This is a genomic window from Bacillus marinisedimentorum (assembly GCF_001644195.2).
Taxonomy (GTDB): Bacteria; Bacillota; Bacilli; order Bacillales; family Bacillaceae_O; genus Bacillus_BL; species Bacillus_BL marinisedimentorum.
On sequence record NZ_LWBL02000005.1, the window covers coordinates 80,494 to 99,254 of the forward strand.

General features: G+C 44.8%; 20 protein-coding genes. 6 read left to right on the forward strand and 14 right to left on the reverse strand.

Going from position 1 to position 18,761, the window contains the following annotated elements:
* Window positions 1–10: 10 nt before the first annotated feature.
* From A4U59_RS00850 to A4U59_RS00880, 7 genes are all read right to left on the reverse strand, one after another.
* Window positions 11–787: an enoyl-CoA hydratase/isomerase family protein gene (locus A4U59_RS00850; protein WP_070119402.1), complete on the reverse strand. Its 777-nt coding sequence runs from the start codon at window positions 785–787 to the stop codon at window positions 11–13.
* Entirely contained in the window at window positions 774–1,088 is a 315-nt protein-coding gene (locus A4U59_RS00855) for an EthD family reductase (protein ID WP_070119403.1), read from the reverse strand. Before A4U59_RS00855 ends, A4U59_RS00850 begins: the two co-directional genes overlap by 14 nt.
* Window positions 1,089–1,126: 38 nt before the next feature.
* The gene (gene paaD / locus A4U59_RS00860; RefSeq protein WP_245680464.1) at window positions 1,127–1,654 is read right to left on the reverse strand and encodes a 1,2-phenylacetyl-CoA epoxidase subunit PaaD; all 528 of its coding nucleotides are present in this window, start codon (window positions 1,652–1,654) and stop codon (window positions 1,127–1,129) included.
* Window positions 1,655–1,684: 30 nt separating this feature from the next.
* Complete coding sequence (paaC, locus tag A4U59_RS00865) at window positions 1,685–2,506, reverse strand: 1,2-phenylacetyl-CoA epoxidase subunit PaaC (RefSeq protein WP_070119405.1); 822 nt, start codon at window positions 2,504–2,506, stop codon at window positions 1,685–1,687.
* The gene (gene paaB / locus A4U59_RS00870) at window positions 2,469–2,858 is read right to left on the reverse strand and encodes a 1,2-phenylacetyl-CoA epoxidase subunit PaaB (RefSeq protein ID WP_070119508.1); all 390 of its coding nucleotides are present in this window, start codon (window positions 2,856–2,858) and stop codon (window positions 2,469–2,471) included. Before paaB ends, paaC begins: the two co-directional genes overlap by 38 nt.
* Window positions 2,859–2,888: 30 nt before the next feature.
* On the reverse strand, window positions 2,889–3,854 hold the full coding sequence (gene paaA / locus A4U59_RS00875) for a 1,2-phenylacetyl-CoA epoxidase subunit PaaA (RefSeq protein WP_070119406.1): 966 nt from the start codon (window positions 3,852–3,854) through the stop codon (window positions 2,889–2,891).
* A gap of 85 nt (window positions 3,855–3,939) precedes the next feature.
* Entirely contained in the window at window positions 3,940–5,265 is a 1,326-nt protein-coding gene (locus A4U59_RS00880) for a phenylacetate--CoA ligase family protein (protein ID WP_070119407.1), read from the reverse strand.
* A 703-nt stretch (window positions 5,266–5,968) separates the two neighbouring features.
* On the opposite strand from A4U59_RS00880, the gene A4U59_RS00885 reads away from it, so the two are divergent.
* Window positions 5,969–6,481, forward strand: a complete 513-nt coding sequence (locus tag A4U59_RS00885; protein WP_070119408.1) for a YfjL-like protein — start codon at window positions 5,969–5,971, stop codon at window positions 6,479–6,481.
* A 531-nt stretch (window positions 6,482–7,012) separates the two neighbouring features.
* On the opposite strand, the gene A4U59_RS00890 is transcribed toward A4U59_RS00885, so the two are convergent.
* The 4 genes from A4U59_RS00890 to A4U59_RS00905 all read right to left on the reverse strand — a co-directional run bounded on the left by A4U59_RS00890 (window position 7,013) and on the right by A4U59_RS00905 (window position 11,311).
* On the reverse strand, window positions 7,013–7,999 hold the full coding sequence (locus A4U59_RS00890; protein WP_245680465.1) for a hypothetical protein: 987 nt from the start codon (window positions 7,997–7,999) through the stop codon (window positions 7,013–7,015).
* A gap of 428 nt (window positions 8,000–8,427) precedes the next feature.
* Window positions 8,428–9,222: an ABC transporter ATP-binding protein gene (locus A4U59_RS00895; protein WP_070119410.1), complete on the reverse strand. Its 795-nt coding sequence runs from the start codon at window positions 9,220–9,222 to the stop codon at window positions 8,428–8,430.
* The gene (locus A4U59_RS00900) at window positions 9,188–10,228 is read right to left on the reverse strand and encodes an ABC transporter permease (protein ID WP_070119411.1); all 1,041 of its coding nucleotides are present in this window, start codon (window positions 10,226–10,228) and stop codon (window positions 9,188–9,190) included. The genes A4U59_RS00895 and A4U59_RS00900 overlap by 35 nt, the downstream gene beginning before the upstream one ends.
* Window positions 10,229–10,303: 75 nt before the next feature.
* Window positions 10,304–11,311 (reverse strand): ABC transporter substrate-binding protein, encoded by a 1,008-nt coding sequence (locus A4U59_RS00905; protein WP_070119412.1) that lies wholly within the window; start codon window positions 11,309–11,311, stop codon window positions 10,304–10,306.
* A gap of 309 nt (window positions 11,312–11,620) precedes the next feature.
* Between A4U59_RS00905 and A4U59_RS00910 the strand changes: the two genes are divergently transcribed.
* Window positions 11,621–12,460, forward strand: a complete 840-nt coding sequence (locus A4U59_RS00910; protein WP_070119413.1) for an MBL fold metallo-hydrolase — start codon at window positions 11,621–11,623, stop codon at window positions 12,458–12,460.
* Window positions 12,461–12,518: 58 nt separating this feature from the next.
* Window positions 12,519–12,722, forward strand: coding sequence for a hypothetical protein (locus tag A4U59_RS21180; RefSeq protein ID WP_169823881.1), 204 nt, complete (start codon window positions 12,519–12,521; stop codon window positions 12,720–12,722).
* Between the two features lie 51 nt (window positions 12,723–12,773).
* Here A4U59_RS21180 and A4U59_RS00915 read toward each other — a convergent pair whose 3' ends face one another.
* Entirely contained in the window at window positions 12,774–13,892 is a 1,119-nt protein-coding gene (locus A4U59_RS00915) for a hypothetical protein (RefSeq protein ID WP_070119414.1), read from the reverse strand.
* Window positions 13,893–13,969: 77 nt separating this feature from the next.
* Window positions 13,970–14,206, reverse strand: a complete 237-nt coding sequence (locus A4U59_RS00920) for a hypothetical protein (RefSeq protein ID WP_169823882.1) — start codon at window positions 14,204–14,206, stop codon at window positions 13,970–13,972.
* Between the two features lie 231 nt (window positions 14,207–14,437).
* Here A4U59_RS00920 and istA point away from each other — a divergent pair, with 231 nt between their 5' ends.
* Together istA and istB are read left to right on the forward strand one after the other, a co-directional pair.
* A complete protein-coding gene (gene istA, locus A4U59_RS00925; RefSeq protein WP_106406276.1) occupies window positions 14,438–15,982 on the forward strand; it encodes an IS21 family transposase in 1,545 nt (514 codons plus the stop codon).
* Window positions 15,982–16,746 (forward strand): IS21-like element IS643 family helper ATPase IstB, encoded by a 765-nt coding sequence (gene istB, locus A4U59_RS00930; RefSeq protein WP_070119509.1) that lies wholly within the window; start codon window positions 15,982–15,984, stop codon window positions 16,744–16,746. Before istA ends, istB begins: the two co-directional genes overlap by 1 nt.
* Here istB and A4U59_RS00935 read toward each other — a convergent pair.
* Window positions 16,659–17,288 carry a hypothetical protein gene (locus tag A4U59_RS00935; protein WP_070119417.1) on the reverse strand — a complete coding sequence of 210 codons (630 nt, stop codon included), beginning with the start codon at window positions 17,286–17,288 and terminating at the stop codon, window positions 16,659–16,661. The two genes, istB and A4U59_RS00935, sit on opposite strands and share 88 nt — an antisense overlap.
* A 191-nt stretch (window positions 17,289–17,479) precedes the next feature.
* On the opposite strand from A4U59_RS00935, the gene A4U59_RS00940 reads away from it, so the two are divergent.
* A complete protein-coding gene (locus tag A4U59_RS00940; protein ID WP_070119418.1) occupies window positions 17,480–18,604 on the forward strand; it encodes a hypothetical protein in 1,125 nt (374 codons plus the stop codon).
* The last annotated feature ends 157 nt before the right edge of the window (window positions 18,605–18,761 follow it).

Consider the following 18,761-nt stretch of genomic DNA (forward strand, 5'->3'; position numbering starts at 1 on the left):
AGCAGCCCCCCTATCGATCCTTGAAATTCGGCTTCCGTTTTTCAGCGAACGCCTTCATGCCTTCCTTCTGGTCTTCTGTCGCAAACAGCATGTAAAAGTTTTTCCGTTCATACTTCATTCCTTCCGCTATCGTGGAATCGACCGCGGCGGCGACGGCTTCTTTGATGAGCCGCAATGACATGAGCGGCTGCCGGGCGAGCTTCTGTGCAAACTTCTTCGTTTCCTCTTCCAGCAATTCAGGAGCGACCAGCCGGTTCACAATCCCGAAGCGCTCCGCTTCTTTCGCTTTCATCGGGTCCCCGCTCCAGAGCCACTCGAGCGCCTTCGCTTTCCCCATATACTTTGTCAGCCACTGGGTGCCGCCCGCTCCGGGCATGACACCGAGCTTGATTTCCGGAAACCCGAACTGCGCGTTTTCGGAAGCGAACCGCAGGTCACAGGCGAGGGCAAGTTCAAACCCGCCGCCAAAAGCAAAGCCGTTAACCGCGGCAATGACCGGTTTTTTGATTTGCAGCAGCCGGTCCCATTCCGCAAACTGGTTCTCCATATCCATCGACACGGCATCTGCAGCAGCCATTTCACAGATATCCGCACCGGCTGCAAACGCCCTGCCGTTACCGGTCAGCACGATGACCTTGACGTTATCATCACGGTCGCAGCTTTCCATCTCGGCAACGATTTCGGAAATAAGCTGGCGATTGAGCGCATTAAGGACATCGGGACGGTTCAGCCTGATCCAGGCGATCCCGTCCTCTTGCTGCGTTTCAATCAGCTCATGCTTTGGCATGCTCAACTTCCTCACCGATCATCAGTGTGACGATGTCACCGGCAAACGACATGGCATCTTTTCCTGAAGCTTTCGCCTCATCGGTCCGGAGCGCTTTTTTCATCGATTCATGATCGTCGTAATACATCTCGCAAAGGAGGTAAAATTCGCTTTCGCCCATTGGGGAACCGACGATTTTTGTCATCTCCATTTTGCGGAGGCCCGGGATTTTTTCCGTCAGCGGCACATGGTGATTGTAGTAGTACTCCTCAAACTTCTCTTTGTCCTTCGGCTGTTTGTACAATGCGATTACTTTTACCATTTTTCATCAACCTTTCTTATTCGTATTTTTTGAAAAGCTTAATTGCCGGTCATGCTCAGATCAGTCATCGGCTTCATCGCTTCAAACGGATTCCGGCACGATTTGCAGTACAGGATGCTGCGGCATGCTGTCGGCCCGAATAGATTCTCGACAGCAGTGTAAGGGGACTCGCAATACGGGCATTCCACCTGCCACATGCCGTCATCAGCCACCTTTTCAGGAGGCGGAGCGATGCCGAATTCCTTCAGGTGTTCGCGGCCTTCCTTTGTGATGCGATCGGATGTCCAGGCGGGATGCTTGATGAAAATGACTTCGGCGTGCTCAATCCCCGCCACACCTTCAGCCGCCGTCTTGACATTGTTGTGGATGATATCAAGAGCAGGGCATCCAAGAAACGTAGGAAGGACGGAAATGCGGACCGAGCTTCCGCTTACTTCCACCTCTTCTATCATCCCGAGATCCAGCACACTGACTGTTGTCATTTCCGGGTCTTTGACGGTTTCCAGCACTTCCATGATGTTCGCTTTCAGACTTTCCATTACTGCACCCGCTTTCTTCGCTAGCATTCTCTTAATCTTGCATTCCGACCTTGCAATCTACCAGCTTAAAGCCGGCCCGGAAGCATAAACTTCGTTCAATTGGGAGAGCGCTGCATCAAGATCAGCGGTATGAATGCCGCTTCTTCCGTCACCTCTTGCAATCCCCGGTTCTCCCGGCAGTGCGATTCCCGTTTTTTCCAGCACATCACTCACAGCATGAAGCCACCGCATTTTCAGGTTTTCTTCACTTTCAATCAGCCCGAATTCGGCCATTTTTTCCGCTTGCGGACCGAGGGTCAGTACACCGCCGAAATCCTTCCACACTTTCTCGACAGCTTCTTTCATGCGGCGCGCCGCTTCGCCTTCACTGCCCGCAAGCTGGATGAACCAGGTTTTCCAGTGCATGATATGATAGTATTGTTCGATGTTGATTTTTAAGGCCGTCTGGGCAAGCGGTTCATAGGACGAATTTTTCAGTGATTCAAGCCGCACTTTTTTCGCAAGATCGTAAAAGAAGTGGCGGACGACCGCAAACGCCCAGTCATACCGCGGTTCTTTCAGGTAGTGCCCGGTGCCGTTCACTTCCTCAAGGATGATGGCATTGCGCCGTTCGGCCGCTTCCCTCCCGTGTGCAAGGGCATCGGCATCTCCTTCGCCGAGCTCTTCCAAAAGCAGATAGTACATGGCCGCATGCCCCATCGTATTCTGGTTGATTGATGAATAGGCGACATCTTCCTCGATATGGGGAGCAAGGCCGAGCCATTCCGAACCCCGGTAAGCAAGAATGAAATCATCATCAGCCAGCTGAAAGAGCAATTCTTTCAGGGCTGCAAGATATTCCTCATGTTGTGCCGCTTCTTTCGGGCTTGTCACCTGCATTTTTCTTCCCCTCCTTCCATGACAGGATTTCTGTTTCATCAAGCATCTGCTGCTCGTAATGGCGCCACTTTTTCTTCAAGTAGCCGTACCCCTTCGTCGTGCGGTAATCTTTGTTGTCAAGGCGCTTCAGCATGTTCCGCTCTTCTTCATTCAGCATCCGGACATCCGATCGCTTCACAACCCATATATCAGCAGCCGGCTCGCGCCTCATGAAGTTTTCCTGGGCCATGACAAGCGCCAGTTCGTGATTCGGTGCAAGCAAGCTGAACTGGTATTGCATCGGGGCGGAATCTGTCCGTTTGCTGAACACTTCAAACTCCTGGTAAAACCCGTCTGCCCTTTTCGCATCCATTTCCACCTGGCAACCTCCTTTCCGATACCGTCAGACGGCCTCCGTTTTTTCTTTCGTGAGCGCTTCCCGCACCCAGGCATTGTTTTCATAGGATAGCCGGCGCAGGCGCAGGCGGTCCTGTGATTTCGGTCCGTTGTTGGAAATGATCTTCTTGAACTCATTCCAATCCGGCTGTTTGTATACCCACTCTTCTTTTTCCTCGTCATTGTGCATCGTTTCATCCGGCAGCCTCAGGCCGAGAGACAGGATGCGCGGCACATATTTCGTGAAAAAGAACTGGCGCAGTTCTTCGTTGGTGTTCTTGCGGATTTTATACCGTATCGTCGTATCGACTTTCGAAGACCCTGTTGTTGACGGGCTCGGCGGCCCAAAGAACATCAGCAGCGCAGGCCACCAGCGGTCGAGTGCCTCCTGCACCATCCGCTTCTGCTCATCGCTTCCTTCAGCAAGCGCCATGATGATCGCTTCGCCGTGCTGGGCATGGAACACTTCCTCCGCACAAATCCGCTGCAGCGCCCGGGCATAAGGGCCGTAAGATGCATTCAGCATATTCGTCTGCGTGATGATGGCCGCACCATCCACAAGCCAGCCGATCAAGCCGGCGTCACCCCATGTCGGGGCAGGCATGTGGAACACATTGTGGAACTTAAGGTCCCCGCTAAACAGATCCTGCATCAAATCTTCACGCGTCTTCCCGTACGGCTTCATCAAATCCTCGGCAACCCTGAGCAGCAGCTGCCCGTGACCCATTTCATCCTGGACTTTTGCCATGATGCCGAGCTTGCGCCGTAACGACGGTGCTTTCGGCACCCATTCCTTTTCTGGCAGCGCCCCCATGATTTCGCTGATTCCGTGCATCGAAATCAGCTTAATGAGCGTATTCCGGTAGTCTTCCGGCATCCAGTCGTCCGCTTCGATCTTTTCGCCGGCTTCGATGCGCTCCATAAACCGCTCATGTTTCTGTTCTTCCGTCATCATTTGCAACGAACTTTCCATGCTGACCCTCCTTTTATAACGATAAATAAACGACTTTTAAAATAATTGTGATATAATTTTAATCAGAATATTCTGAACTCCTAAATCATACTTTGGCCTTTTCGTTCCGCCTATCCACCACCCGGACCGCTTTGCCCTGTGAGCGCGGAATTGACTTTGGCGGTAAAATATTCACTTCCATTGACACGAGACAGCAGTTTTTCAGCATATGGCGCACTTTCCGTTGCAGCTGCCTGATCGCCTCATGGTTGATGTCCCCGCCGATTTCCTGTAAAAACTCTTCGCTGATCTCTGTCTGGAGTTCCACAGCATCAATGGATTCAACCCGGGTCAAATGAAGCTGGTAATGAGGATCAAGCTCTTTTACCCCTAGAAGATAATGTTCGATTTCAGACGGGAACACGTTGACACCGCGAATGATGAGCATATCATCAATCCGCCCTTTCACCCGCGACATCCGGGTTGTCGTCCGGCCGCATTTGCACTTCTCTTTCGTGATGGAGGCGATATCACCTGTTCGGTAACGGATGACAGGGAAGGCTTCTTTTGTGAGACTTGTAAAAACGAGTTCCCCTTCTTCTCCGTCCGCGACCGGTTCCAGTGTCTTCGGATTGATGACTTCCACGATGAAGTGGTCTTCCGCGACATGGAGCCCATCCTGTGCTTCGTGGCATTCCATCGATACGCCCGGCCCCATCACTTCGCTCAGTCCGTAAATATCACAGGCCTTAATCCCCCATTTGTCCTCGAGCGTCCTCCGCATTTCCTCGGACCATGGCTCAGCGCCGAAAATCCCGTATTGAAGGCTTGAGCGTTTCGGGTCCTTTCCGATCGCCTCCATTTCCTCCGCAATATGAAGAACGTACGATGGCGTCCCGGCAATCACCGTCGGCTTGAAATCTTCAATGAGGGTAATCTGGCGGTCTGTATTCCCTCCGGAAACCGGCACGGTCGCCATGCCCAGGTTTTCGCCGCCGTAATGAAGACCGAGACCGCCGGTGAACAGGCCGTATCCATAAGCGTTATGAAGGATTCCGCCCGGTTCTCCTCCGGCAATCGTAATGGAGCGGGCTACAATATTCGCCCAGTTGGCAATGTCCTTATGCGTGTATCCCACAACAGTAGGCTTGCCGCTTGTCCCGGATGACCCGTGAATGCGGGCAACCTCCTTCATATCAGCCGCAAACATTTTGAATGGGTAATTGCCGCGCAAATCTTTCTTCGTCGTGAACGGAAGCCTGCGGATGTCTTCCAATGAACTTATGGCCGAAGGTGTCATCAAGCATTCTTCAAATCTCTTACTGTAAAACGGCACTTTCTCAAACACGCGTTCAGCAGTTTCTTTCAGGCGCTCCAGCTGCAGCTGCTCGATTTCCTCCCTGTCGGCAGTTTCAATGTCATGCAGGATCACTTCGTTTACCCCTCCTGAGATATGGACTTTTCGAAAGCGCCCCGTTCAGCGGCCGGCCAGACTTTTTATGAAGCGCTTTCATTGTTGCCGGAAAAATAACGCCTTATGAATCATATGACGTTATTTTTCCGGTATGATGTTTTGTTGTTATACTTGTTACTATAAACATACAGACAACAGTACAAACTGTCAATAACTTTTCTGAAAATTCTAAATGGTATTTTTGATAATAAGTATCGTCATTAGTATTTGTAGGAAGTTTGGTTAATAAATGAAGACATTCTAGAAGATTAGTATATAAAGCAAAACACTCTAGTTGTTCTAAATTGACTGCTCTGGACCCTGCCCGTTCCTTTCCGCTGCAGGCATTCGCTTTCCGCGGGGCGTCCGGAGAGCCTCCTCATCGCTATCGCTCTTGCGGGGTCTCCCCTGTTCGCTATCCCCGCAGGAGTCGAATGCCTTCCGCTTCAATCCACTCAGTTTGAAAGATTACCGTTCAATTTATTCAGCAAACCATCAACTCTCCAGTTTAAATCACCAATAAATTACTAAACGCTCCTTCTCCAAAAACAATACTCAGGTAAAAGACTCAAACTAGTTGATCAGTGATATAATAGATTCCAGAAATCTCCACTTTTATTAAATAGAGAACAATAAGACAGTGAAACATTGCCGGGAACCATTGAGGAGGAGAGGGCTGCTGATGAGGGTACTGAAGTCGAAAGCTATTTTATTAACTGCTGTGGTGATAACAAGCGTTGTTATTTATTTCTTTTACGGGCTGCCGTGGAATGCCTACAAATATAGCAAAGCGTTTGAACATTATTTGGAGAAAACATATCAATCAGATTTTGAAATTAAAAATATTTCCTATGATTTTTTCCATAATACCTACAAGGCAGAGGCTTTCGAAAAAGGGAATGAACAGTTACCGTTCTATGTCGGACAAAACAGCAGCGATAAGAAAATTACAGACGGATACGCGTATGAAAAAACAGCGAACGCCGCATATGACACCGTAAGTTCTATTTTAGAAAAACTGATGCCGGATTATAAAAAGGTCAATGTTGAGTTGGTTTCTCTGGATGAGAAGGCACTCGAAATCAACATTTGGGTAAAAGAAAAGGCAGGTGAAAGAATAATAGATGAGTTTCATAGAGAGCTTGAAGCGGGGGGATATAAGACAGATCAGCTTTTTTTCATTCTTGATCGTTAAAAAGAGAATGCATATTGTTAGTCGTTCCCTAAAAGGGCTTCGCGTCTTCAAATTGGGAACGCATTGGCTATTCGTTCCCTTAAACGGCCTACCTTCTCCAAATAACCCGTTCGGTTGATAGGGAGAAAACGATAAATAACATAGCTTTTGGAGGTGCAATTAGCATACTAATTCGCATCTCCTTTTTTGTTGATAGATGAACGTTCTATAGAGGAATTTTGCATTTTAACATACAAAATAACACTATGTTTAGCAACCTAATTAACTTCTGTGAATAAATTTATGCACTACTGATAAAAAGGTTGCTAATTATAATGTTGTAAATTAAAGATAAGGTTTTTTCGAACTAAAAGACATTTTATAATTACGGTGCTGGATTATATCAAAAATACGAAAAAAGGAGCTTAGATGAAAAAGGCTCCTTACGCGTGAACATTTTCTTATTTAACTAAAACTCACCTACACCTTTTCTAGATGAATAAACTTCACTTATTTCATTAGCAAACTTACTAAAGGTAGGCTTCCTTGCATTTACTCAAAAATAATATCTTTATGGTTTAAAATTCTTTCTCTTTTGTTCTTAACACGAGGTACATCATCGTTATCGTAATATCTGTCTAACACAGTATTAATTTCGCTCATATTTGTCATAAGTATTTTCGGATTGAACCTTTCAACATATGGGTCGTTACCGATTGCAGCACATTTAGCCATTGTGTCTAATGCCACCAAGCTAAGAGGTCGTCCTTTCTCTAACCATGCCTTCATCCTATCCCAAGTCGGAAAGCATAGAGCTGCTAATCTACCCCAATTATCATGAAACTTCATACAGTTGTTTTCAATCCAATCAAGTACTTCATTTGATCGAAATCTATGCAAACACGAAAATACAGACATAATTAGTTCTTTATCGCTTAAAGATTGTAATTTTTCGAAGATGTAATTAAGCCCTTCTTTGGCAGGCAAACTACTTGATGTTGCCCAAGATAATTGCATGATGAAATTCTCATCGTAATTATCCCAAAGTTCTCTAACCCAATCAGAAGCAACATCGCCAAGAACGTCAGCTGTTATTTCTAACATTCTTGATTTTACTTCATAATTCACAGTAACATAAAATCGATTTTTGACAGATTTTAATAGAGAAACTTTATCATGCTGGCTCAGAGCATATATTAAATCATCCTCAAGGAACCATCTTGTAATAGAAAAATCTAACAACAAATCCAAATCATTTTTAACACTTTCCAGTGATGATGCCATATCATTATCAGATATACATACTTCTTCTTCTGGTTGAGTAGCTTCTCCGTCATCATCATAAAAATCATCGTGTAATAAGAATTTCTTTGGAGAATGAATAACCGCTAAGTTATACCAATCATTAGGCTTAAGAGAATATTTTACTAATCTATCACGACAATCCAGACAAAGCCTGTAGGGTTGTCTCTCATCATCAGATTCCTCTACAACGCTTATTGAATTGATCTTACAGGCTTCGCATACTTCAGTAGACAAGACCAAACAACCACTCCTTTTTAACCCCAATCCCTTCTTGGCAATTTCGTACATATAATAATATTCAGCACGATTACTTATTCAACTCCTGTTCGTTGAATAACTAACGCCATTCTTATAACGTTGTCATTCACGTCTTCCTTTATATTATAACAGCACTAAGTTATATATCCCCAATGTTGTATATGGAAAAAGCAGACCTTGCGATTAGGCCTGCTAATTACCATGTTAATTAATATTTTCTCCCTCTGAACCGAACGGGTTAATCTCCAAAATGGGGACGCATACGGCTGGAGCGTATGGTGTTACTCGTCCCTTGAAAGGACCTCGCCTTCCACTAAAGGAATAAAAGCATGATACAAGAAGTTCACAAAAAATGCCAGGCAATCTCCCGCCGGAGTGCCTGGCATTTTTTATTAAGCTCTTATTTACCCCAGCACCGCCCGGTCGCTCGCAAGCTGCTCACCGCGGATCCGCTGGAATTCGTTCAGCAGTTTTTCAACAGTGAGGCCCTTCTTCTGCTCTTCATCAAATGACAGGATGATCTGTCCCTTATCCATCATGATCAGCTTGTTGCCGAGCTCGATCGCCTGCTGCATATTGTGGGTGACCATGAGCGTCGTCAGCTGGTAGTTTTCCACAATTTCCTTGGTGAGCGATGTGATCAATTCCGCTCTCGCTGGATCCAATGCGGCAGTGTGCTCATCAAGCAGCAAGATCGAAGGTTCCGTGAACGTCGCCATCAGCAGGGACAGCGCCTGGCGCTCTCCTCCGGAAAGCAGTCCGACCTTTGCATTCAGGCGGTCTTCAAGGCCAAGATGCAGCTGCTCAAGAACTTCCCTGTAAAAGTCGCGGCGTTTTCTCGAAACCCCCATCCGCAGCCGTCTCGGCTTGTTGCGTGAGTAGGCCATCGCCAGGTTTTCCTCGATCGTCATCGCCGGGGCAGTGCCTGCCAACGGATCCTGGAACACCCTTCCGATCAACTGGGACCGTTTATATTCAGGAAGAGCCGTGACGTTTTTTCCGTCAATGATGACATTGCCCATATCCGGAAACAGCACGCCTGAAATAATATTCATCAGCGTCGATTTTCCCGCTCCGTTGCTTCCGATCACTGTTACGAAGTCGCCAGGCTCCAGGTTCAAATTGACATGGTCAATCGCGATTTTTTCATCAGCGGTTCCTTCATTAAACACTTTGTTGATCTGTTGCAGCTGCAGCAATATGGTCACCGCCCTTCTGTTTACGCTCCTGGATGCTTGCAACCCGCTCGGCCCTGCGTTTTTCCTTGCGGCGTTTTTCTTTTCTTGCATCAACCCATTTTGGGACGATAAGGGCAAGGACAACGATAGCCGCAGTAATCATTTTCATATCGCCTGTTTCCAGAAACTCGACCCTGAGCGCCATGCTGACGACGATTCGGTAAATGACAGCGCCGCCGATAACGGCAAGTGTCGTTCTGGCAATCGACTTCGTCCCGAAAAGCGCTTCACCGATAATGACAGATGCAAGCCCGATGATGATCATGCCGATCCCCATGCCGACATCCGCAAATGAGGAATACTGGGCGATGAGCGCCCCCGAGAAAGCGACAAGCCCGTTGGAAAGACCCAGTCCCGCGACGATATACCGGTCCGTATTCGCAGAATGGCTTCTGATCATTTGCTTGTTGTTGCCGGTGGCCCGCAGTGCAAGTCCGATTTCCGTTTTCAAGAACCAGTCGAGGAGCAGTTTGATGGAGAATGTTACTACAATCATCGCTAGCAATATGCCCCATGTCGCCGGCAAGTAACTCTCTGTGAAAATCATTCCATATAAACCGTTTAATGCCCCATCAATCCCAAGGGCGGCCGACCATTCCCCAACCGCAGTCATTCCGGTTTCCTGATTCAGAAGCGGGACATTCGGCCGTCCCATTATGCGCAGATTGATCGAATAAAGGGCAATCATCATCAGGATCCCTGATAAAAGCGGATTGATTTTTCCTTTTGTATGGAGCAATCCCGTAATCGTTCCGGCTGCAAAACCGGCGCCTGCCCCTGCGAACGTGGCCAGTACCGGACTGCTGCCTGTTGTAATCATGATTGCGGCAACAGCTGCTCCGGTAACGAAACTCCCGTCCACCGTCAAGTCGGGAAAATCGAGAATGCGAAACGAAATATAGACCCCGAGAGCCATGATCGCATAGATGATTCCTGATTCAACCGATCCAAATATCGCTGCTGGCATACGATTCATCCTCTCTTTGAAAATTGCCTTCCGCACGCTTTCGGGTAGCGGAAGGCTGGTGTTTTATCCCGAAATTTATTCCGCTGTTGCCTTCCAGCTCTCTTTCACTTCAACACCCATTGCCTCTGCTGCTTCCTCATTAATTTCAAGCTTCAGGTTTTGCGGATACTGAGGCGGCAGTTCTGAAATGTCCTTTTCGCCTTGCAGCACCTGTGCCGCCATCTGGCCCGCTTCAAAACCGATATCGTAGTAGTCGAAGCCATATGCTGCCATGCCGCCCCGCTCAACAGAGTCGAGTTCTCCGACAAACAGCGGGATATCTTTATCTTCAGCAACCTTTATCACTGACTCCAGAGCTGAAACTACCGTGTTATCGGTAATGATATAAAAGACATCTGCCCTGCCGACGAGCGATTCCGCCGCCTGTTTCACTTCAGCTGATGTTGAAACAGTTGCTTCCACAACTTCCAGATCCGTTCCTGCCATAGCTTCTTTCACAATTTCGACCTGGGCAACAGAATTTTGTTCTCCGGCATTGTAAATCATGCCGACTTTCGCTGCGTCCGTTTCTTCGTTAATGAATTTCACTGTACTCGGAATCGCGTCAGGATGGGTATCGGTTGTCCCCGTAATATTTGCTCCCGCTTCGTCCATGGACGGAACGAGGCTTGCTCCTACAGGGTCGGTGACAGATGTAAAGACGATTGGAATATTCTTCGTTGCATTAAGGGCACTCTGTGCACTTGGCGTGGAATTGGCGAATATCAAATCAACGCCGTCACTTTTGAAGTTGTTTGCGATCGTCTGGGAGTTATTCTGGTCCCCCTGGGCGATCTGCACATCATATTCGACCTGTTCTCCCTCTTTCAGGCCGGCTTCTTCGAGGGCAGCCTTGAACCCTTCAAAAGCAGCGTCAAGCGATGGGTGCTCCACGATTTGCGTAACACCGACCGTCATCATTTTTTCCCCTTTGACCTCACCATCACCGCCGCTTGAACCGCTTTCCTCTGAACCGCAGCCTGCGGCCGTCAGTAAGATCAGCACCATCAACACCATCCAACTTTTACGTACAATAGCAGCCATTATGATCCCCCTTTTAAAATAAGTGCCATACCTTCTCTAGTTTATTGATGAAAGAATAAAAAATTGCCGTTCACGAAGAAAGCTTGTTTTTATTTTTTGCTGGTACTTTTTCGCTTTTATGCTTTTAGGCATTAAAATATAAGTTACTTGTAATCATAGTATTATATTTAGAAAATTTCAATTATTTTTTATTAAAATTTTAATTTCTTTAATGGGAATGCAATCAGAAAGTGTGAGAAATCGAAGGATATTCGCTTCCTCTGGAGGGAAAAATATAAAGCATCAAGATGTTTGACAGGAGGTATTGCAGTGGAGAACCCTTTTGAAAAATCGTTCATTCCTGTGACTTCGGTGAATAGCGGCAATTTGCAGGAAGTCGCTCCTGATGTCAGCTGCTTCACCATCCAGGTGGTGAATGTGAGCATGGTCGGACATCCCGATTCGGGCTACGGTTGGGTGCTTGTCGACGCAGGAATGCCGAGGTCGGCAGATAACATCTTGAAGGCAGTAAAAGAACGTTTCGGGGAAGATCGTGCGCCGGAAGCCATCATTCTGACGCACGGGCATTTTGACCATGTAGGAGGTCTGCTTGAACTGGTCGAACACTGGGGATGCCCCGTTTATGCCCATCCTCTTGAAATGCTGTATTTGACCGGGCACGCCGATTATCCCGAGCCGGACACATCCGTTGAAGGTGGCCTCGGCGCCAAAATGGCAGGCATGTTCCCGAACGAGGGAATCGATCTTGGCAAGCATGTCCATGAACTGCCTGCCGACGGCACTGTGCCTGGCTTGCCGGATTGGCGCTGGGTCCATACACCAGGACATACAACAGGGCATATTTCCCTGTTCCGTGGTGAAGACCGTTTCCTGATTGCCGGGGATGCGTTCATTACGGTCAAACAGGAATCCCTTTTTAAAGTGTTGACCCAGCATAAAGAAATCAGCGGGCCGCCGCGCTATTTGACACCGGATTGGGACGCTGCCTATGAATCAGTCAAGAAACTGGCAAACCTTCATCCGGCGGTGGCAATAACCGGGCACGGTTGTCCGATGGGCGGACAGGAATTGACCACCAGCCTTGAGAAATTGGTGATTGATTTTGATAAAATCGCAGTTCCGGATTACGGCCGGTATGTTGATGACTGACAGGTATGATGGAGCGGAAAGGAGCATGGGCCTTTCCCCTTGATTGTTTTCCTGTGGTATGATGGACATGTCATCATTCCGGAAGGGGGGCCTTGTCCTTATGGGCCTGTCAAGCTTGATTCTTATCATCTTCATTGCCGGCATCGCTTTGCTGATGGTCGGCACAACGAAGCAAAACATGTCCTATCGGCGGATTTCCTATGCCTTGATTGCTGCGGCAATTTTGCTTTTCTTCTTGCAGATGGGGTTGATGAGAGGATGAAAAACGGCGGGGGCCCGCCGTTTTATTTTTGGATAAGGTAGTAAGTTTATTTTATTTCATTAACCTTCCTATTAAAATTTTCCATTTAGGTATTGTATAAATATTACTTATGTTGAGATATTCTTCTATTTCATTATACAAGGGTATGAAGAAATCATTTAAGGCAGTATTAATCATAAAATTAATGTATTCAGGTTTATCTCTTGTCTGTTTATTTATATAGCCGAGAAAATTTTTTGTTGGATCTGTAGATTCCATGTTGTAATGCAACATATTCCGTAACTTACAAAATTCTTTTTCGAATCTTTCGTTATAAATTTTTAGTAACAAAGATATTTTGTTTTCACTACAGCTATTCCAATGATTAAATTCCTTTCTAAAAAAGTTTTGCAAATTAAATAAGTTGTCCATTACTTCATCAATTTTAATTGCAGCAATTCTTAACAAGAGATACTCATCAATCAATTCTTTATTACTCAAGTAATCATAATACTTTTCCTTAAGCCATAAAAAATCGGTGATTTCTTGCAAATTGAAAATCAGCCTTATTTTAAAAATATTTTGTTTACCATCTTCTGATTTAAAAAGATATTTGTAGTTAACGTCTTTAGTCTCAAGGTTCTCCTTATTTATAACTTCATCTATATTAAAATTAATACTGTATAGAATCTCGTTCTCTAAATAATTAGACAGTACCACACTCAACTCTCCAAGATATTTCGCAAACTCAAACATTTTTTCACCGGATTCTTTTTCACTTTTGATATTAGGATTAGGGAGTAAGTCAGTGTTCATTAAAATAAACGTGCTAAACAGAGTACTTCCTACTACACGCTTACTTCTATCCATATAAAAGCCTATATTATTTGTATCCTCTCCAAAAGCATTAATATGGTACTTCAATACTTTATCCAATACTATTTTATTTTTCCCTTTACCTTTAACGAAGAGATGTACGGTATTTCTAATTTGAGTGATTTTTTCTTCATTTTCTTTCGGTAAGGTATCATGAAAAAACTCTTTAAAAATTTCATCTAAAATGATGCAAACACTCCTCAAAATTGAAAATCCATGAACACCCCAAAAAGTAGAATTTTTTTGAATATTTAATATTAACCTTTGAATAGCTTTTAAATCTGTATAAGCTGTTAATGCAGCACTGTAATTCATACCCCTATGTTTCACCATCTTTTCAAATTAATAATAAAACTTGCTACGTGAATTGTTTTATCAAACAAATACATCAATTACTGCCGCCCCTTCAACGGGCCAACCTTTGTCCTCTTTCTTCTCCCTTTGTCAAAAATAACGGCCGCCAGGAAACCAACTAAACCGACCGCAATTGAATAAAGCGGAAAATTGAAATTTGCCAGTTTTATACTTAAAAAGATAAGAATAATAGAAACACTGAATGAAACGGCTCCCCCCAAAAATACGATAATGCCGATCTTGCTTAAAATCGGGAGAGCTTTAAATTCTTCCATGCTCTTTATTTCATAGGTTAGTTTCAATGTCGTTACACATCCTACAATGAAGTATATTCATACAAAAATAAACGAACTTCTATCTCACTTACCTTTTCCATGTAAACGCTAGAATAAAGTTGACAGTTTTTGCTTGATTAGATTTTACACTTTTGCTCTATCAGCCTATTACTTTAGTAAAATAGTTGGTGACGTTATTTTACTGGAGGTAGGATTTTGGAGGAGAAATTAGTGTTATATGTAAAGATTCAGGAATTACATAAACGGAAGTTTAAAGTAGCACAAATCGCTAAGGAGCTAAAGATCTCAAGACCAACTGTCTATAAATATTTAGAGATGACATTTGAAGAAGCAAAAGCTTATACTGAAGAGCCTCTTGGGAGGAAAAAGAAATTAGACCGCTACAAAGACTGGATACTTGCCTGGTTAGAGGAATACCCTCACTTGAGTGCTGCACAAATACATGATTGGCTTCTGGAGAGATACCCCGACCTTGTGGTCGGTGGAAGTACTGTGAGATCTTATGTAAAAGAAGTCAGGGAAGTCTACCAGATTGAGAAGAAGGTAATTGTTCGCCAATACGAAGCAGTTCCTGAACAACCAATGGGGAAACAACTTCAGGTAGACTGGGGTGAAACAAAACAGAGGACTACTGACAAGAAAGAGATCAAGCTGTATTTCATTGCGTTTGTACTCGCTCACTCCAGGCATAAGTATATGGAATGGCAGACACGTCCTTTTACCACAAGAGATGCAATCCGGTGTCATGAAAATGCATTTCAATTCTACGAAGGGCGCACAGAAGAAATCGTATACGATCAGGATCACTTAATCACAGTGAGTGAAAATGCAGGACAGCTGCTTTTAACAGCTGAGTTTCAAAGATATGTTAATGAACGTAAGTTTAAGGTTCATTTGTGCAGAAGAGCTGATCCGGAGTCTAAGGGTATGATTGAAAATGTAGTGAAGTACATAAAAGGCAACTTCGCAGACAGTCGAGTGTTCAGTGATATAGAGGACTGGAATCATCGGGCATTACAATGGCTACTGCGTACCGGGAACCATCAGGTTCATCAAACAACGAAAAAAAGACCAGCAGAAGTGTTTCTCCTCGAAAAGCAACACTTACAGCCAGTCTCTTCGTTACTTCCATTTGAAAGTACCCATACTCGAAGTATAACAAGAAGTGTAAGCAAGGACAACACGATCCGGTATAAGTCAAATCGTTATTCCGTCCCACTTGGGACTTATCAAACAAACGCTGAGAATCTTGTTTTGATTGAGGTTACAGGTGAAGAACAACAGACGCTCGTGATTCGAAAAGGAGCAGAGAGTGAAATCATTGCCGAACATGGTATCAGCTTAGAAAAAGGGAAACTCATTCAAAATCGCAATCATACCCGTAATCGCTCAAAAGGGATTGAAGAATTTAAACGACGGCTGATCTCCTTTTTTGAAGATCAGACACAGGCAGCTGCTTATCTTGATGAGATTAGCCAAAGATACCCAAGGTATCGTCGAGACCAGTTCGCGATCATTCATCAGGTCATCCAACAGTATCCAACGTTAGTTGATACCGTGTTGACCAAGTGTATGACAGAGAGGCTGTATAGTGCGAATGATTTTCGTGATATTGCACAGCACATTAATACATTGTGCCATGAGCCGGTAAAAGAGGTGAAATCCTTTTATACCAATCCATCAAAACATTCTCATATTAAGTCCTCTACCCGTTCTATAAATGCTTATACCAGCATTTTAGGGGGTCGGCCATGATGTACAAGACCGTGAATGAATTACAAGATCAATTTCGTCAGTTACGTCTATCAGAAACTGCGGAGGAGCTCCCACAGCTTCTTCGCGAAGCTGAAAAAGCTTCATGGACCTACTTAGAATTCTTAGAATCTATTACGCGATATGAACTAGCAAAGCGTGAAGCAAAAAGCCTGGAAAAAAGGATGAAGTGGGCACGCTTCCCTTTCGTGAAATCCTTAGATGAGTTTGAACTGAAAGGTCAAAACGTTCTGACGGCACGCCAACTAACACAACTCAGAGAGTTAAGCTGGCTAGAGCAGCAGTTCAATTTAATTCTCTTAGGTCCACCTGGCATTGGAAAAACGCACATCGCAGTTGGACTCGGACTCGAAGCCGTTTACAGAGGATTCAATGTCTATTTCGCTACAATGGGTGAGCTTGTACAGCTCTTAAAGACGGAAGAATATCTAAACAAATCAAAGGTACAACTGAAACGAATTAGAAATGCCGACCTTGTGATTATCGATGATTTGATGTATATGGCGATGGATCAGCGAGAGGCAAATCTGTTTTTTCATTTGGTTAACCATTTATACGAACGAAGTTCGATCATCCTGACCTCCAATAAAAGTCCAGATGAATGGGGTAATTTGATTGGTGATCAAGGGATCACGACGGCGATTTTAGATCGTTTACTTCATCGTGTGGAAGTCATACATGGCGGAGAGAATGAGGAAAGCCATCGTATGAAAAACCGGAAAAGCATATTTTCAGCAGAAGTGTAAAAAGGAAATGAGCAAAAAGTGTAAAATTCGACTTGACGTCTACATTCCAGAGCCTTAAAGTCACCGCTGAATTTTTCATCAGGCCCTGAGCCGCCTCCTGCTAGTACACTGGAAGCCTTTAATACATTGCCTTCCCTGTCATAGAAGGTAAACACTTTTTTAATATCCTTGGAAGAGAAGGTGCCGTCTTCGTTAAAAATCGTATGGGTTAAGAATTTCCCGCTTTTGCTATCAAGGTCATGTTTTATATTAAATAAAAGGCTGTAATTGCCGCCGTTATTGCGAATACTTTCCAATAGCAGGACTGAACCATATTTCCCGCCTACTTCTTCCTTGATGACTTGCGTTTCCCCTTCTGAAATATCCAGCCAGTTCTTATTCAATTTAAAACGTACTGTAAAGTTATCGCCAACTTCATGTACGTCAAATCCGTTTTCATCATAAATATCCCGCTGTAATTGTTCGGGCTGGACCGAGTTCACATAATAAAAGCCAAATGCTATTAAGAATATGATGATCGATATTTTGATTTTGGGTTTCATCCGATCCCCCCTGGCTATCATTATACTGAAAACTGACTCGGGCATTAACCGCCTTTTTTATCGGGAGTATTTATGCCTCGCTGCATCCGGCATCCTATGTTACAATGCAGGATGCTTTTTCAAGTTGTCCCTACATATGAATAACATGTTAAACGAATAAGTTAGAAAATACACCAAAGGATGTGGTCACCATGAAAAAAAGATTTTACCTGCTTTACATAGTTTTAGCAGCTTTCATAATGGCCGCTTGTTCTAATACGGCTTCATCTTCCCAGGAGGATAAAGAAAAGCAGCCGGATCCAGGCCAGAAAGCGGAGGAGACAAAAAAGGATGAAAAGGACATGCCGGGGGAGAAAAATAAAGAAGATACCAGGACACCACCTCCTTATCAAGCGTTAAAGCCCTCAAATGAGGCAACGCCCTTAAAAGAAAAGCTTTCTGATAAGGAACTGAAGAATATGCCGACAGCAGAAGCATATGGAGGCGACAGCAAGAGATCGGTTCCTCCCGGACAGACCCTTGTAAACGGGGGCAAGGATGAAAGCGAAGGCCCTTTGAAAAATAACCGGATTGTTGCCTATTATGGCCACCCAAACTCTACGAAAATGGGAATTTTAGGTGAGATGGAGCCCGGGGACTTTATGAAAAAGTTAAAAGAACAGACGCAGGCCTATTCGGATGCTGATCCATCAAGACCTGCCATTCCGACGATTGAACTGATAACGACAGTCGCCCAGCGGGAACCCGGCCCTGAAGGGAAATACTTCCGTATGACACCTGAAGCCGATATCGATGAATATGTAAAGCTTGCCAGGGAACACAACGCCCTGATCCTGCTGGATATCCAGCTCGGCAAGGATTCTGTCATGAATCAAGTCAAGCTGATTGAAAAATGGCTGAAGCTTCCTCATGTTCATCTAGCGATTGATACGGAATTCCATGTAGGGGAAGGAGAAGTCCCCGGTGAAGACCTTGGCCAGGTAGACGGTGCCGAAGTACAAAAAGCGGTAAACTATTTATCAAATATCATTGAAGAAAATAATTTGCCTGATAAATTTGTGCTTGTACACCAATTTACAGATCATGTTCTTACGAATAAAGAGGCAATACAGCCGGCAGGTAATGTAGAAGTGGTATTAAATAATGATGGATGGGGAGCAGCCACTGATAAACAAGTGCTTTACCGAAAATTCGTCCGTAACGAAACCTCCCAATACGGCGGTTTTAAAATCTTTTACAAAAAGGATGAACCTGTTCTCGAACCGCTTGATGTAGTTAAACTTGATCCGAGCCCGGCTGTCGTTAATTATCAGTGAAGCAAAAAACCTGTCCAGCGCAGGAAAGTGCCGGACAGGTGCTTTTTTATATAATGGCCGGGACAGCTGAAGCCAGCATCTCGCAATGCGTTCCCATAGAACCGCATGATATCGGACTAAAAAGATCTATCTGCTAAGCATTATACCCTTTCATCAT